This is a genomic window from Streptomyces sp. NPDC026589 (assembly GCF_040638385.1).
Taxonomy (GTDB): domain Bacteria; phylum Actinomycetota; class Actinomycetes; order Streptomycetales; family Streptomycetaceae; genus Streptomyces.
Window position 1 is genome coordinate 64,793 of record NZ_JBEZYG010000020.1, and the last position, 13,943, is coordinate 78,735.

A 13,943-nucleotide genomic window follows, 5' to 3' on the forward strand; every position below is an offset into this window, starting at 1 on the left:
GTAGTGTCTAGCACATGAGTGAGCGGCAACCAACCCTGCGGGAACGACGGCGATCCGAGACGCGGCGTCTGGTCCAAGCGCACGCGGTGCGGCTGTTCACCGACCACGGCTACGACGCGGTGACGGTGGCCGACGTCGCCGAGGCCGCCGGCGTCTCGGCCATGACCGTGTACCGGCACTTTCCCACCAAGGAGGACCTCGTCCTCATCGACCAGCCCGCCCAGCTCATCGCCGAGCAGGTCGCCGCGTCGCCCGCGACGCATCCCCTGGTGCGCCGCGTCGGCGGCGCGCTCATCGACGCGGCCACGGTCTTGACCGGCGACAGCGGGGACGAACCGGGGGCGAACGAGCGGTTCCTGCTGGACTGCCTCCGGCTCATGGTCTCGACGCCCGCGCTGCGGGCCCGGCACCTGGACAGTCAGTACGCGCTGCAACAGGCCATCGTCGACGCCCTCGGGGATGACGCGACCGATCCCGACGCCGCGTTCCGCGCCCAGGCGGCGACCAGCGCCTGCATGGCCGCGATGCACACGGCGCTGACGCGTTGGGCCGAAGACGACGGACACACCAAGCTGCCCGACCTGATCACACGGGCGCTCGCCGCGTCCTTCGGTGATGACGCCGTCGCCCCCTACCGGAAGGACTGAGGCGGCCCACGAACGCCCCTGGGGCAGGTCCGATCCGGCCGACGCCCCTGTTGACGGGGCTGCCGCCACCGAGCGACACGGACCCGGCGCCGTCTCCTGCCTCGACCATCGAACACGGCGCGGTTCCGGTGCCTCCCGGCGTGCTGAACAATCGCTGTCGACACTCGCACTCGTGAACAAAGCCAGACCCGAGGCCACTCAGAAGCGGCGCTGAGAAGCAGCTGCTTACTGGTGTCACTGAGCACTTACCGGTGACATCCCGGATCTACCGATGCCGCCTCGCCCTGTCGAACGGCACGGCGAGGTTTTCCAGATTGACTGAAAAGAATTCCTCCGTAGCTGCCGTCTCCGCTTCGCGGCTTGATTCACGGCTTCGTCCGAGGTCCATCGGTGGGTGCATCGCACACACCTGTGCACCGTCCGGCAGCCAGGTTCGCCCCGGCGCCCGCCCTCACGAGCGCGCCGCCTCGCAAGTACCACAACACCCAAAGCCCACTGGTCACTTCTCGACAAAATTACTCTGCCTACGGACTATGCCGCAGACCGGATCATCCGCCGCACAAGCATGTCTACGATGTGGTCAACCCCTGACAGGAAAGACCGCTTCCGCTTTCCTCCGATGCACCAAGGTGATCTGCACCTTCTCGGAGCGGCGCATACCTTCTGCCCGGTAGAACTGAGGGAACCGCATCCATGCCGAAACCCGCACCAGCCAGTCAGCACCGGCCGAGGAAAGCGCCGAGGGCCGCGATAGCCCCGCTCGTGGCCGTGTTGTCGGCGTGTGCCGTCGCCGGAGCCGTGGCAGCGACCCTGGCGCCCTCGGAAGCGCGCGGCTGGGTCGTGGCGGTGGTGCTCACCGCCTGGGTGGCCCTGGCCGTCACCCTTGCCACCGCTCACGGCGTCACCCGCCGGGCTCGGCGCTCGGCCTCGGCCAAGGGCGCGGAGGCCGAACAGCTCAAGGCCTCGCTGGCCGCTCTCGAAACGGACACGGCGCACACAGCCGACGTGGCGCTGCCCGCGTTGATCCAGCTGGTACGCGGCGGGGTGAAGGCCGCCGACGCCCTCGGCCGGGTCCCGTTGCCGCGCAGCCCGCGCCAGCGCAAGCTGCTGCACGTCCTCGCGACCACGGTCGAAGGGCAGGCGCAGCAGACCGCCGCGCTGCGGACGGAGAGCACCCGGGTCCACGACGAGCTGGGAGCGGAGAACGCACGGCTCCGTGAGGAGCTGCACGCGCTGACATCCGAGGTGGACCGGTTCACGCGTGAGACGCTGCCGGGCGTGGTCGCCAGGCTCCGTGACGGCGAGTCCGGCGCCACCGTGCAGTCCGAGGTATACCTGCCGGAGCAGCCGCTGCTGCGCGCGTCGGTCGAGGCGGTGCTCCGGGAGCTCGCCCTGAGCGAGCGCCGCGCTCTCGCGGCGACGACCGCGTCGGCCAAGGCGCTCAGCCGGGTCCAGGCGAAGTCCGTCAGCATGCTCGCCGATCTCCGGAACATGCAGGAACGTCACGGCGAAGAGGTGTTCGGGGATCTGCTGAAGCTGGACCACAGCACCTCGCAGCTCGGCCTGATGACCGACCGGCTGGCACTGCTGATGGGCGGCCGGCCGAGCCGCGCCTGGAACAGGCCGATCGTCATGGAGAGCATCCTGCGCGGCGCGGTCGGCCGCATCGCCGCCTACCAGCGCGTACGGCTGCACTGCTCCTCCAACGTCTCCATCTCCGGCTTCGCCGCCGAAGGCGTCATGCACCTGCTCGCCGAACTGATGGACAACGCCGCCAACTTCTCCCCGCCCATCGACGAGGTGCACGTCTACGTCGAGGAACGCGGCACCGGCATCGTCGTCACCATCGAGGACAGCGGTCTGAAGATGGCCGACGCGGCGATGCGACGGGCGGCGGACTCCGTCGCCGGCCGGACGACGGACCTCGCGACCCTCCAGGGCACCCGGCTCGGCCTCGCCGTCGTCGGACGGCTCGCGCTCAAGCACCGGATCAGCGTCAATTACCGCCCGTCCTCGCGCGGCGGCACCGGCGTGGTCGTCCTGCTGCCCCGGCATCTGATCGCGCAGGAGCCCCGGGAGAACCACCCGGCTCCGGTTCAGCGGGCGGTCGCCGCACCCGCCTCAGCCGCACAGGCAGAGGCGCCGGCCCCGACGCCGCCTGCGCCCGCCTCCCCGGCACCGGCCACACCGGCTTACCAGGCGCCTCCCGCCGCACCGGCTTCCCCGGCGTCTCCCGCCGCACCGCCTTCCCCGGCGCCTCCGGCCGCACCCGAGCCCACGCCCGTACAGCCGTCACCGTCCTCCACGCCGCCGCCCGTCACTCCCGCGCCCCTGACGCCCTCCGGCCCCGGAGCGGACGCGCCCACCGCCGTAACGCCTCCGGCGCCCGCACCGGCGGAGAACCACCTCGTGGTCCGTCCGCGCGAGCACGGGCGGGAGGCCGCAAGCCCGGCGGTGAGTTCCACCCCCGGCGGTCTGCCCGTACGTACCCCCGGCCGCACCATGGCGGAGGCGGACCGGGAGCGCGGCCGCCACCGCGGCTCGCCCGCGCCCGCTGCTCCGGGGGACCCGCGCGGCAACGCGCCGCGGACCTCACCGCCACGCAGCGCGGGACAGCAGTTCGGCGCCTTCCGGCGCGGCACCAAGCCCGCGAGCAATCCCGGAGGCAGTCCAGGCAGTCCCGGAGGCGCTCCCGGATATCCCGAAGGCAGGGCCGGAGACCCCGACGGCAGAGCCGAAGGACCCGACGGCGGGACCGTACCGCCGACCACCGCTCCGTAACCCGGAACGCCCATCCGTTCGGTGTCCGGTCACCGGACGCGCTCGCTCGAACACCCGAGATTGGAGGTGCGGGCCCTCGCCGCTCCCCCGGCGCCGCGGTCCCGTCACTCGTCATGCAGACCACAGACAACAGCCTCACCTGGCTCCTGCAGAGGCTCCTCGAGCAGACCCCCGGCACCCGGCACGCCCTGGCCCTGTCACGCGACGGGCTCAAGCTCTGCTGGACCGAGCACCTCACCCTCGACCAGGCCGATCAACTGGCGGCCATCTGCTCGGGCATGCAGGCGCTCGCCCAGGGCGCCTCCATCGAGTTCGGCGACAGCACCGGAGGCGTCCGGCACTCGATGACCGAGTTCCACGGCGGCCTGCTCTTCATCGTCGAAGCCGGTGAAGGCGCGCATCTGGCCGTCGTCGCCACGGAGGAGGCCGACCCCAGCGTGGTGGGCCACCAGATGACCGAGATGGTCGAGCAGATCGGCGAGCACCTGCGCGCCGCACCACGCGGCGAGGTGCCGAGGAGCGCGTCATGACCCTTCGCCCCGTCGACACCGGAGCTCCCGACCGGCTCTACACGGTCACCGGCGGACGCAGCCGCTCCGCGGACTCCTTCGACCTGGTGACCCTGGTCGTCAGCGAGTGCCGGCCCACCGCCGGAATGCAGTCGGAGCACGCGCGGATCCTCGACCTGTGCCGCCACCCGACCGCCGTGGTCGAGATCGCCGCCGAACTCTCGCTCCCCGTCACCGTGGTCCGCATCCTGCTGGACGACCTCCACGACATGGGCCGTATCACCGCCCGCCACCCGCGCTCGGCCGCATCGCCCAACGCGCTCCCCGACTCCGACCTGCTGAAGGAGGTGCTCCATGGACTCCGGAAGCTATGAGCTGCCGGACCGGCGCACGCCGCTGGCCGACGCCGCGGAAACCGGCCTGAAGATAGTCGTCGTCGGAGGATTCGGCGTCGGCAAGACCACGCTCGTCCACTCGGTGAGCGAGATCCGGCCGCTGAACACCGAAGAGGTGATGACGCAGGCGGGCGTCGGCGTCGACGAGACGGACGGCGTCGACGGCAAGACGACCACCACGGTCGCCTTCGACTTCGGGCGCATCAGCCTCAACGAGCGCATCGTGCTGTACCTGTTCGGCGCCCCGGGCCAGGAGCGCTTCTGGTTCCTGTGGGACCGCCTGTTCTCCGGCACGCTCGGCGCCGTGGTCCTCGTGGACACCCGCCGCATGGACGACTCCTGGTACGCGATCGACCGGCTGGAACACCACGGCACCCCGTTCGTGGTGGCGGTCAACCGCTTCGACGACGACCTCGCCCACCCCCTCGACGAGATCCGTCAGGCCCTGGCGCTGCCCGAGCACATCCCGATGATCGACTGCGACGCCCGGGTCCGGCGGTCCAGCAAGAACGTCCTGATCACGCTCGTCGACCATCTGCGCACGATGGCCATCGCCCGGGAGACGACACCATGAGCACCTCCAGTCCCTCCAGTCCCTCCTTCGATCCCCGGGCCCCCTCCGGCTGCCCGGTCGGTGCCGGTGGCGGCGCCGGCGCGGTGCGGCTGTCCGGAGCCTCCTACCAGCAGACGCCAACCGAGCTCTACCGCTCGCTGCGACGGGAGCACGGGGCGGTGGCGCCGGTCCTGCTCGACGGTGACGTTCCGGCCTGGCTGGTCCTCGGCTACGCCGAACTGTCCTATGTCACCACGCACGACGAGCTGTTCGCGCGGGACTCGCGCCGCTGGAACCAGTGGGAGACCATCCCCCCGGACTGGCCGCTGATGCCGTTCGTCGGCTACCAGCCGTCGGTGCTCTTCACCGAGGGCGACGAACACCGGCGCAGGGCCGGCGTCATCACCGAAGCCCTCGAAGGCATCGACCAGTTCGAGCTGGCACGCGACTGCCGGCGCATCGCCGACCGGCTCATCGCGGAGTTCGCCGGAAGCGGCCGGACGGAACTGATGAGCAGTTACGTCCACGCCCTGCCGATGCGGGCCGTGGTCCAGATGTGCGGCATGCCGGTGTCGGGCTCCGACACCCAGCAGTTGGTGGACGACCTGCGCATCTCCCTCGACGCCGGCGAGGGCGACGACCCGGTGGCGGCCTACGGGCGCGTCGGCGACCGGCTGCGCCAACTGGTCAAGGACAAGCGGGCGGCGCCCGGCACCGACGTCACCTCCCGCATGGTGACGCACGGGGCCGGCCTCACGGACGAGGAGATCGTCCAGGACCTGATCTCCGTGATCGCCGCCGCCCAGCAGCCCACCGCGAACTGGATCTGCAACACCCTGCGGCTGCTCCTGACGGACGAACGCTTCGCGCTGAACGTCTCCGGCGGGCGGCTCAGCGTCGGCGAGGCGCTCAACGAGGTGCTGTGGCTCGACACCCCGACGCAGAACTTCATCGGCCGCTGGGCCGTACGGGACACCCAGCTCGGCGGCCGGCACATCCGGGCGGGCGACTGCCTGGTCCTCGGGCTCGCCGCGGCCAACACCGACCCGGAGATCTGGCCGGAGAGTTACGTCGGCGCCGAGAACTCCGCGCACCTGTCGTTCAGCGGCGGTGAACACCGCTGCCCCTACCCCGCGCCGCTGCTGGCCGACGTGATGGCCCGTACGGCGGTGGAGACGCTGCTGGAACAGTTGCCGGACCTGATGCTGGCGGTCGAGCCGGCGGAGCTCTCCTGGCGTCCTTCGATCTGGATGCGCGGGCTGTCGACGCTGCCCGTCCAGTTCAGCCCGATGGCCCACTAGGGCGGGTCCGTCGGCACCGATTCGGTGCGAGCGGCCGGAGTCCGTGGCGGATCCGGCCGCTCGGGTCGACGTCGACGTTCCGGTCAGCCGGACAGTCGGACAGCCGACGTTCCGGTCAGCCGGACACCGGCGTGAAGCGGACCGGCAGGCTCTGCGGCCCCCGGGTGAAGACACCCCGCTCCACCGGGTCGAAGCCTTCGGCCAGCCGCAGATCCGGCATCGCGTCCAGCAACTGGCCCACCCCGATCTCCACCTCGGCCTTGGCCAGCAGAGCACCGACGCAGAAGTGCCGGCCGAGCGCGAAGGCGAGATGGTCGGCCGCAGCCGAGAAGGCGTTCGTGGCGGTCAGGTCCTCACGGAAGATGTCGAAGACATCGGGATTCCGGTAGCGGTCCTCGTCACGGTTGGCGGCGCCTATCAGACACGTGACGGTGGAACCCGCCGGTACGGTGCCGCCGCCGAGCGCCACCTCCGTCGCCGACTTGCGCATGATCATGTGGACCGGCGGCGTGTAGCGCAGCGTCTCGGCGAAGGCCCGGGGTATCAGGGTGCGATCGGCGCGGACCGCCTCCAACTGCTCGGGGTGGCTCAGCAGATTGGTGAAGATACCGGCGATGGCCTTGTCGGTGGTCTCGCCCCCGGCGGCCAGCAGCAGACTGCAGAACGCCTTGATGTCCTCGTCGCCCATCCGGACGCCGTCGACCTCCGCGGTGCACAGGGTCGACAGCAGATCGTCGCCCGGCGCCTCCCGCCGCTTCCGGATGATCGGCAGCATGTACTCGGCGAACTCGACGCGCGTACGCTCACCGGCCCGGGTCACCTCCGGATCACCGGAGAGATTGCCGAGAAACGCGATGACGGCCGTGTACCAGCCGTGAAAGCGCTCATAGTCGGACTTGTCCAGTCCGAGCATGTCGGCAATGACGTTGACAGGAAAGCGGGTGGCATAGTCGGCGACCAGATCGACGGAACCCGCATCGCGGAACCTGTCGATCAATTCGCGCGAATTGCGCTCGATGACCGGTAAAAACTTCTCGCGCAGGTCGCTGCCCCGGAAGGCCGGCGCGACCAGGGCCCGACGCACGGCGTGCTCACGCCCGCTGAGCTGGAGAATCGTCCGCCCGTGCACGGGCTCGATCTGCCAGTCGTAGTTCTCCGTGGTGAATTCGCCTTCTTTGTCCTTGAAGACGCGCTCGACGTCCTCGTAACGCGAGACGATGTAACTTCCGGTGGCCTCGTGCCACATCAGAGGCGTGTCCTGACGCATCAGGCGATACGCCCGATACGGATCTTTCTCGAACTCCGGTGACAAAATGTCCGGCGCTGGGACCGACATGCACACTCCCTGCTGAACGGGGAACGGATACGTGGGAACTGAACGCTTCCATCACCTCCTGAGAACACGCGTTCGTCAAGAGTTGCCACCCGTTGCGACTGCCGGGACTTTGCGACCTGCCGGTACCCGTTCAGTCCTCAGTCCTCAGTCCTCCGACGCCACCCGCCCCGTCAGCGCCGCCAGCGAGCTGCGCACATGCGCCATGTGCGCCTGGGCCTCCTCGCGGCCCTCGTCGTGCTCCCGCAGGATCCGCTCCGTCTCCCGCACCACCCGCTCCTCGCGGACCCGGGCCTCGGCCAGCAGCTCCGCCGCCCGCGCCTCCGCGTCCTCCTGGCCGTGCCGGGCCGCCTCCTGCGTGGCGGCGAGGTCCCGGCCCGCCTCCGCGAGCAGCGCCTCCGCCCGCTCGGTCAGCCCCGCGAACCGGGCCTCCGACGCCGCGTCCTCGGCGGCCAGTTCGGCCTCGGCCGCCTTGAGACGCTCCGCCTGCTCCTGCTCCTGGTGGGCCAGCACGCTCGCCGTACGGTCACGGATCGCCGCCATCGCGGAAGCGGCCGCCGCCCGCACCTCCTCGGCGTCCTGCCGGGCCGCGGCGAGCAGGCCCTCCGCCTCCCGGACCGCCCCGGCCACCCGCTCGTCGGCCGCCCGGTCCGCCGCCCCACGCACCTCGCCGGCCGCCTCGCGCGCCGCGTCCCCGGCCGCCCGGCCCGCCGCCTCGGCCGCGTCCCGCAGCGCCTGGCCCGCCGCGACCGCGTCGGCGTGCAGGGCCTCCGCCTCGCTCTCTGCCAGCGCCAGGATCCGCTGCGCCCGCTCCCCCAGCTCCGCGTAGTCCTGCACGGGCAGCGTCGCGACGGTCTCCGCCAGCCGGGCGGACTCGGCGAGCAGCTCCTCCACCCGGCCCGTCAGCCGGGCGAGCTCGGCGAGCGCCCCGTCCCGCTCGGCGATCAGGGTGGCCGTCGCCCGGTCCACCTGCTCCGGGCGGTAACCACGCCCCCGCACACCGACGACGTCGTACGCGGACACCGGTCCAGCACTCATCCCTGAAACCTCTCTCCGACCCGCCGACACGCTCTGCCACGCTCCGACACCCGTAACACGTCAAGGATGCGGCAATTGGTGCCGGAAGTCGGAATCGATCAGCGGCATTCCGGCCGGAAGCGACCGGCATCACAGATCCGGGCGAACCGGTGATCATCGGCCAGGCGTCCCGGTACACATCCCGGTGCACCCCGGTACGCAAGGAGGCGCCCGGGCCCTTCCGGGTCCGGGCGCCTCGTACGCGCTCGCCGCTCAGCTCCGCGTACGGCTCAGATCAGGCCGTCCCACATCTGCTCCAGCAGCACCGACCACCAGCTCTCCGGCGACGCCAGCGCCGCCGGGTCCAGCGCCACCAGCTGTGCCTGGAAATCGACGGTCCAGCGGCCCGCCTGCTCCGGGTTCAGGCCGAACCGCAGCCGCCACATCCGGCCCAGCAACGCCATCGACCGCACGAACTCCGGCAGCCCGGTGTTCACGAACTGCGGCGGCACCGACTGCCCGCCGGGGCCCGCCTCCACCGGCACCGCCACGATGTTCGCCGTCCCGTACTGCACACAGATCGCCCGGCCGAAGTCCGTGCCCATCACCAGATACGACCCCGCGTCCGGCGCGGGCCGCACCTGACGCTGCGCCGCCAGCTCGGCCAGCGTCGGCACCACCGGCTGCCCCGGCTGCGCCCAGAAAAACGGCCCGAAATCGGCGGGCAGCCCCGCCCACACCAGGGTGTGCGCGACGATCTCCGGCACCCCCTGACGGGACACCGCCCGCTGGTCGAACCGCAGGATGCCCTGCGGACCGAACGCCTGCGCCAACTCCTCGGCCACCGCCTCCGGCGGCAGCGCGGGCGCGGGCGGCATCTGCGGCAGCGGCGCCCGCACCGGCGCCGGCCGCGCAGGGCCGTCCGCGACCTGGTGCAGCTCGCCCTGGTGCGTCAGCAGATGCCGCATGCCCTGCTGCCGACTGGCGTGATCCGTGCCGTACGGAGCGACGCTGGTGATCCGCACCTGCGGCCAGGTCTCCCGGATCATCCGGGCGCAGTACCCGCCCGGCAGCTCACAGGACTCCAGCTCCGTGTGCAGCTCGATGACCTGCTGCGGCGGCACGTTCATCGCCCGCAGCTCGTGCAGCATCTGCCACTCGGGGTGCGGGGTGCCCGGCGCCGAACGGCGGATCAGCTGCTGCTCGCTGCCGTCCGGAGCCCGGAACCGCAGCACGGCCTGGTAGCCGGGGCCCACGGTCGGCTGACCGGTGGGCTGCTGCGGATAGCCGTACGCCGCCGGCGGCGGAGTGTGCCCACCGGGCGGCGGACCGGGCGGACCAGGCGGCTGCGGTACGGGACCGGGGGCCCCCACCGGCGAAGCGCCAGGGGCCCCGGGCGGACCAGGAGGACCCGGCGGCCCGACCTTCCCCGGAGCCGCGAACATCGTCTCCGCGTGGTGCACCCCGCCACCGGGAGGCGGCGTGGAACCGGGCGGCGGACCCGGCGGACCGGGAGGCTGCGGCGCACCCGGAACACCGGGCGGACCGGGAGGCTGCGGGACCCCCGGGGCACCGGGCGGACCCGGCGGCCTGGGCGCACCCGCGACGCCCGCACCGATGCTGCTCCCGTCGGCGAACATCGTCGCGGCATGGTGCATCCCCCCGCCCGGAGGCGGCGTGGAACCAGGAGGACCGGGCGGGCCGGGCGGGCCGGGAGGTCCGGGAGGCGGGGTGGAACCCGGCGGCGGACCCGGCGGTGTGGCACCGGGCGGACCGAGCTGGGACACGAGCTGCGTCGGGAGGTACCCGCCCGCCGGAGCACCGGGCGCACCCGGACCCGAAGGCGGCGGCGTCGCACCGGGCGGCATCCCCGGAACCCCCGGGGCACCGGGCGGCGGCGGGGTCGACGAACCGGCCCCACGAGCCCCGCGCGGCGGCGCGACCGCCTTGCTGGTGGCCGCGTCCGCGATGTCACCGGCCCCACCCGGGGGACCCTGGTCCGGGCGGAGCGCCTGCGCCACCTGCGTACGCGGCAGCTGACTGCCCCCGGACATCAGGGCCGTGGGCGCCTCCGCCGGGACGACCGGCGGCGGGGCCTCCTCGTCGTCCGTGCCCGACAGCGGCGGCGCGAACACCGTCGCCGGCAGCGGAACCGCCCCGTCGTCGGAGTCCGAGTTGGTGTCCGTACCCGCCCAGGGGGTCGCCCCCGCGGGCACACCGTCGGAGGCCGTGGGCTCGTGGGCGTCGCCACCACCGGCAGCGGGCCACGAAGCGGCGGAACCCCCGACGGAAGCGGGCGAGGAAGGCGGCGACGACACGTCCGCGACAGCGGAGGACACGGGCCCGCGCTCGGAAACGGGAGCGGAAGCCGGAGCCGGAGCGGAAACGGAAGCGGAAGCGGCAGGGGCGGTCGGCGCACCGGAGGCGGCCGCGGCCGCCTCCGCCGACTCCCGGCGCTCCGCACGATGATCCGGAATCCCCAGCTTGTCCGCCGCCTCCTGGAGCCACTCCGGCGGCGTCAACAGGAACGACGTCTGATTCAGATCCACCCGCTGCGGCGGCTCGGGAGCCGCGAGAGGCACACCGGCCGGAGTCCCGTACTCCTCCTCGTACCGCCGGATCACCTCACCCACCGGCAACCCCGGCCACAACGTCGCCTCACCGCTGTCCCGCGCGATCACCAGCCGCTGACGGCCCCCGTCCGAAACAGGGCCCTCCGCCCGGTCCTCGGCCCACACCACGAAACCCAGCTCGAACTCACGGACCCGCACCTCACGGTGCTGATACGCGGGCACGTCACCGTTGACCCACTCGTCCGCCCGCTCCTGCGCCTGCGCGAAAGTCACCACCGCGCTCACCCCTCCACCGGGACGGCGCGCGCGAAGCCACCGTCCACCATCAGGTTCGCCACGGTCTCCAACTCCGGCGGATTGCCCGCCAACCGCTGGAGGAAGGCGTCGAAGTCCGCACCGCAGGGCAGCAACAGCCGCTCCACACGCTCCTGGACACTCCAGCCGTCCTGGTCCCGGGCATCGTCGTACGGGCAGAACCACACCGAACCAGGGTCCTGGCCGCGCACCTTCACAGCGAGAATCCCGCCCTGGACGAACGCGACGCCCAGGAAATCCTTGGTGAAGTGGTCCCGCAGACACTTGTTCACGTACACCAGATCGTTCACCGCGGCCTCGTCACGCACCGTGAAGAACGGCTGGTCCACCAGCAGCCCCAGCTCCGCGTCCAACGCCGCGCCCACCGGGGCCGAACCGCCCGCCGCCTTCAGGAACGAGCGGTACGCACCCGGCAGCCGGTACCCGAGGTCCTCCTCGACACCCTGGACCTGCTGCTCGCTCACCGCGGCCGCACCCCTGGGCAGCCGGAAGTGCGCCGGGCGGGTCTCCTGCAACGGGCGGGTGCCACGCCGGTCCTGATCCACGTCCGTACCCGCCAGACCGCCGTGATGACGCAGCAGCGCCTTCACCTCGACCGGCACCAGCTCCATCCGCCGACCGCCCGGCACGTGATGCCAGGTCCAGCCGTGCGGGGTCGCCACCGCGGGAATCGTGTCCCACAGGTCGTGACCGCTCGCCGCCAACGCCGCGTTCGCCGACACATAGTCGGTGAGGCGCAGCTCATCGATACCGAAGCCCGGAGGCGGATCGGCGATCTCGGCGGCGGCACGCGCGTACGGCGAAAGAACCGGGTGGCCGCTCCCGTCCATCCGCACCCCTCTGGGGTGACGGGACGCCCGGACCGGGTCCGGGAAGTTCACGACCTGCCCGGCGTAGGCGGCGTTCGGTGGCGCGGCTTGCTGCCCGAGCCGACCTGTCGTCATGGCTGTTGCCCCCTGCTGCGTCCGGTGTTCCGCACAGCCTAAGCGGTGGGGCACCAGCGGATCCCGTCCCGCCGGAACCGTCACGAACGGTCACATTCGCGTGACGGTGAGGCGGCAGCCCCGCACCTCGGGGCGACACGCGGACACGTTTGCCCGACCCAGCTTCCCCACCACCTGGCACATTTGGCAGGCTGTCCCCGCAACTCGGGGGATTGCAGGGAGGGACGTCAGCACGATGCATTCCACACAAACCGTCACATCAGGGGATCCGCGCCTCAGCTGGAGCAGCACCGAAACCAGCCGTACGCCCCGACTGATCCACCGCCGCGACGGGATTCTCCCCGCCGTGGCCGCCGCGCTGTCCGTACGCGGCGAGACGCTGACCTGCACCGCCGGCAAGGGGGACCAGCCACCGGTGCTGCACCCGCTCGTCCAGGACTTCCTCGACACCCTCACCAGCGGCCAGCGCGAACGCTTCACCGGCCGCTGCCCCGAAGCCATACTGCTCTCACGCCAACTCACCGCCGCCGAGAGCGGGCGCTCCAAACGCGCCCAGCGAAAACCCCTGACCAACGGGGAAGCGCGCCGCGCGCTCAAACACTCCCGGCTCACCGCCCGCCGCATCCGCGAGGACGGCGACCCCCTCCACGGCAGCTACGCACCACCCTGCCGCTCCTGCTCCGCACTCCTGTCCCACTTCGGCGTACGCCCCGTCGACCTGACCTCCACCGGCACCGCGACCACCGCCGAGAAGGGCTGACCGCCCACCGATGCCCGACCGCCAGCAGCACTCCTCCACCCGATTCCCCGTCGCCGTCGACGCCGCCCTGCGCGAAGCGGGCTGGCAGCCCGGACGCTGGGACATCCGCCAGGCCGAGGAATGGGCCGACGCCCTGCGCTCCCACGCCTCACCGGCCGGCCACCAGCACGCGGTCTTCCCGGCCGCGGTCGAGGCCTGGGCGGAGTTCGGCGGCCTCCACATCACCGCGTCCGCACCCGGCCGGCAGATCGCGCCCGCCGCCGTGCGCATCGACCCGCTCAGCGGCCTCCACCTGGCGCGGACCCTCGCGGACCTCGGCCGCGCCCTGGAGACGGAGGTCAGCCCGCTCGGGGCGGAGGGCGAGGAGCAGGCCGTCCTGGCGATCGACACGGAGGGCCGGGTGTACAGCATCGACCACACGGGCGACTGGTTCCTGGGCCAGGACATCGACGAGGCCCTGGCCACCCTGGTAACCGGCACCCAACCGGCCCGCCTGACCTCCGCCTGATCCCGGCCTGCCCGGCCACCCCTCCGGCCCGTCCGGCGCTTGACGACGCCCCCGGCCACACCCTCCAGCCCGTCCGGCGCTTGAGGACGGAACCGTCGCCCGGGACGAACGGGCACCATCACTTCCGGGACGCGGAGAGGCACCATCGCTTCCCGGCCCCGGAAGGGTCGCCGCTCCCCACGCCCAGGGTTCCGTCCTCAAACGCCGGACGGGCTGAAATGTGCGGCCCTCCACACAAGCGGGCCGAAGCGGGCAGCCCACGCCGGGCAGGCTGAAAGGTGCGGCCCCACGCAAGCAGGCCGGAGGC

12 protein-coding genes are annotated in these 13,943 nt (G+C 72.1%); 8 read left to right on the forward strand and 4 right to left on the reverse strand.

Features of this window, described 5'->3' with window-relative positions:
- Positions 1–14 precede the first annotated feature (14 nt).
- The 6 genes from AB0F29_RS29540 (at position 15) to AB0F29_RS29565 (ending at position 6,186) form a co-directional block, all read left to right on the forward strand.
- Positions 15–647 carry a TetR family transcriptional regulator gene (locus AB0F29_RS29540; protein WP_361878179.1) on the forward strand — a complete coding sequence of 211 codons (633 nt, stop codon included), beginning with the start codon at positions 15–17 and terminating at the stop codon, positions 645–647.
- Between the two features lie 693 nt (positions 648–1,340).
- Positions 1,341–3,428, forward strand: coding sequence for an ATP-binding protein (locus AB0F29_RS29545; RefSeq protein WP_361878182.1), 2,088 nt, complete (start codon positions 1,341–1,343; stop codon positions 3,426–3,428).
- A 113-nt stretch (positions 3,429–3,541) separates the two neighbouring features.
- Positions 3,542–3,958 carry a roadblock/LC7 domain-containing protein gene (locus AB0F29_RS29550; protein WP_007447032.1) on the forward strand — a complete coding sequence of 139 codons (417 nt, stop codon included), beginning with the start codon at positions 3,542–3,544 and terminating at the stop codon, positions 3,956–3,958.
- The gene (locus AB0F29_RS29555; RefSeq protein ID WP_361878185.1) at positions 3,955–4,311 is read left to right on the forward strand and encodes a DUF742 domain-containing protein; all 357 of its coding nucleotides are present in this window, start codon (positions 3,955–3,957) and stop codon (positions 4,309–4,311) included. The genes AB0F29_RS29550 and AB0F29_RS29555 overlap by 4 nt, the downstream gene beginning before the upstream one ends.
- Positions 4,292–4,906 carry an ATP/GTP-binding protein gene (locus AB0F29_RS29560; protein ID WP_361878188.1) on the forward strand — a complete coding sequence of 205 codons (615 nt, stop codon included), beginning with the start codon at positions 4,292–4,294 and terminating at the stop codon, positions 4,904–4,906. Before AB0F29_RS29555 ends, AB0F29_RS29560 begins: the two co-directional genes overlap by 20 nt.
- Positions 4,903–6,186 carry a cytochrome P450 gene (locus AB0F29_RS29565; protein ID WP_361878191.1) on the forward strand — a complete coding sequence of 428 codons (1,284 nt, stop codon included), beginning with the start codon at positions 4,903–4,905 and terminating at the stop codon, positions 6,184–6,186. Before AB0F29_RS29560 ends, AB0F29_RS29565 begins: the two co-directional genes overlap by 4 nt.
- 115 nt (positions 6,187–6,301) lie before the next feature.
- Here AB0F29_RS29565 and AB0F29_RS29570 read toward each other — a convergent pair whose 3' ends face one another.
- The 4 genes from AB0F29_RS29570 to AB0F29_RS29585 all read right to left on the reverse strand — a co-directional run bounded on the left by AB0F29_RS29570 (position 6,302) and on the right by AB0F29_RS29585 (position 12,368).
- Positions 6,302–7,453 (reverse strand): cytochrome P450, encoded by a 1,152-nt coding sequence (locus AB0F29_RS29570; protein ID WP_361878422.1) that lies wholly within the window; start codon positions 7,451–7,453, stop codon positions 6,302–6,304.
- A 213-nt stretch (positions 7,454–7,666) separates the two neighbouring features.
- Entirely contained in the window at positions 7,667–8,557 is an 891-nt protein-coding gene (locus AB0F29_RS29575; RefSeq protein ID WP_361878194.1) for a cellulose-binding protein, read from the reverse strand.
- Positions 8,558–8,826: 269 nt separating this feature from the next.
- Positions 8,827–11,394, reverse strand: a complete 2,568-nt coding sequence (locus AB0F29_RS29580) for an SUKH-4 family immunity protein (RefSeq protein ID WP_361878197.1) — start codon at positions 11,392–11,394, stop codon at positions 8,827–8,829.
- Positions 11,391–12,368, reverse strand: a complete 978-nt coding sequence (locus AB0F29_RS29585; protein ID WP_361878199.1) for an SMI1/KNR4 family protein — start codon at positions 12,366–12,368, stop codon at positions 11,391–11,393. Before AB0F29_RS29585 ends, AB0F29_RS29580 begins: the two co-directional genes overlap by 4 nt.
- Before the next feature lie 235 nt (positions 12,369–12,603).
- On the opposite strand from AB0F29_RS29585, the gene AB0F29_RS29590 reads away from it, so the two are divergent.
- Together AB0F29_RS29590 and AB0F29_RS29595 are read left to right on the forward strand one after the other, a co-directional pair.
- Positions 12,604–13,128, forward strand: a complete 525-nt coding sequence (locus AB0F29_RS29590; RefSeq protein ID WP_047177049.1) for a YwqJ-related putative deaminase — start codon at positions 12,604–12,606, stop codon at positions 13,126–13,128.
- 10 nt (positions 13,129–13,138) lie between these two features.
- Positions 13,139–13,636, forward strand: coding sequence for an SUKH-3 domain-containing protein (locus tag AB0F29_RS29595; RefSeq protein WP_361878203.1), 498 nt, complete (start codon positions 13,139–13,141; stop codon positions 13,634–13,636).
- The last annotated feature ends 307 nt before the right edge of the window (positions 13,637–13,943 follow it).

Excerpts from the sequence above, each read along its gene's own strand:
- AB0F29_RS29540 (WP_361878179.1), top strand. The coding sequence starts at position 15 with ATGAGTGAGCGGCAACCAACCCTGCGGGAACGACGGCGATCCGAGACG.
- AB0F29_RS29545 (WP_361878182.1), top strand. The coding sequence starts at position 1,341 with ATGCCGAAACCCGCACCAGCCAGTCAGCACCGGCCGAGGAAAGCGCCG.
- AB0F29_RS29550 (WP_007447032.1), top strand. The coding sequence starts at position 3,542 with ATGCAGACCACAGACAACAGCCTCACCTGGCTCCTGCAGAGGCTCCTC.
- AB0F29_RS29555 (WP_361878185.1), top strand. The coding sequence starts at position 3,955 with ATGACCCTTCGCCCCGTCGACACCGGAGCTCCCGACCGGCTCTACACG.
- AB0F29_RS29560 (WP_361878188.1), top strand. The coding sequence starts at position 4,292 with ATGGACTCCGGAAGCTATGAGCTGCCGGACCGGCGCACGCCGCTGGCC.
- AB0F29_RS29565 (WP_361878191.1), top strand. The coding sequence starts at position 4,903 with ATGAGCACCTCCAGTCCCTCCAGTCCCTCCTTCGATCCCCGGGCCCCC.
- AB0F29_RS29570 (WP_361878422.1), bottom strand. The coding sequence starts at position 7,453 with ATGCGTCAGGACACGCCTCTGATGTGGCACGAGGCCACCGGAAGTTAC.
- AB0F29_RS29575 (WP_361878194.1), bottom strand. The coding sequence starts at position 8,557 with ATGAGTGCTGGACCGGTGTCCGCGTACGACGTCGTCGGTGTGCGGGGG.
- AB0F29_RS29585 (WP_361878199.1), bottom strand. The coding sequence starts at position 12,368 with ATGACGACAGGTCGGCTCGGGCAGCAAGCCGCGCCACCGAACGCCGCC.
- AB0F29_RS29590 (WP_047177049.1), top strand. The coding sequence starts at position 12,604 with ATGCATTCCACACAAACCGTCACATCAGGGGATCCGCGCCTCAGCTGG.
- AB0F29_RS29595 (WP_361878203.1), top strand. The coding sequence starts at position 13,139 with ATGCCCGACCGCCAGCAGCACTCCTCCACCCGATTCCCCGTCGCCGTC.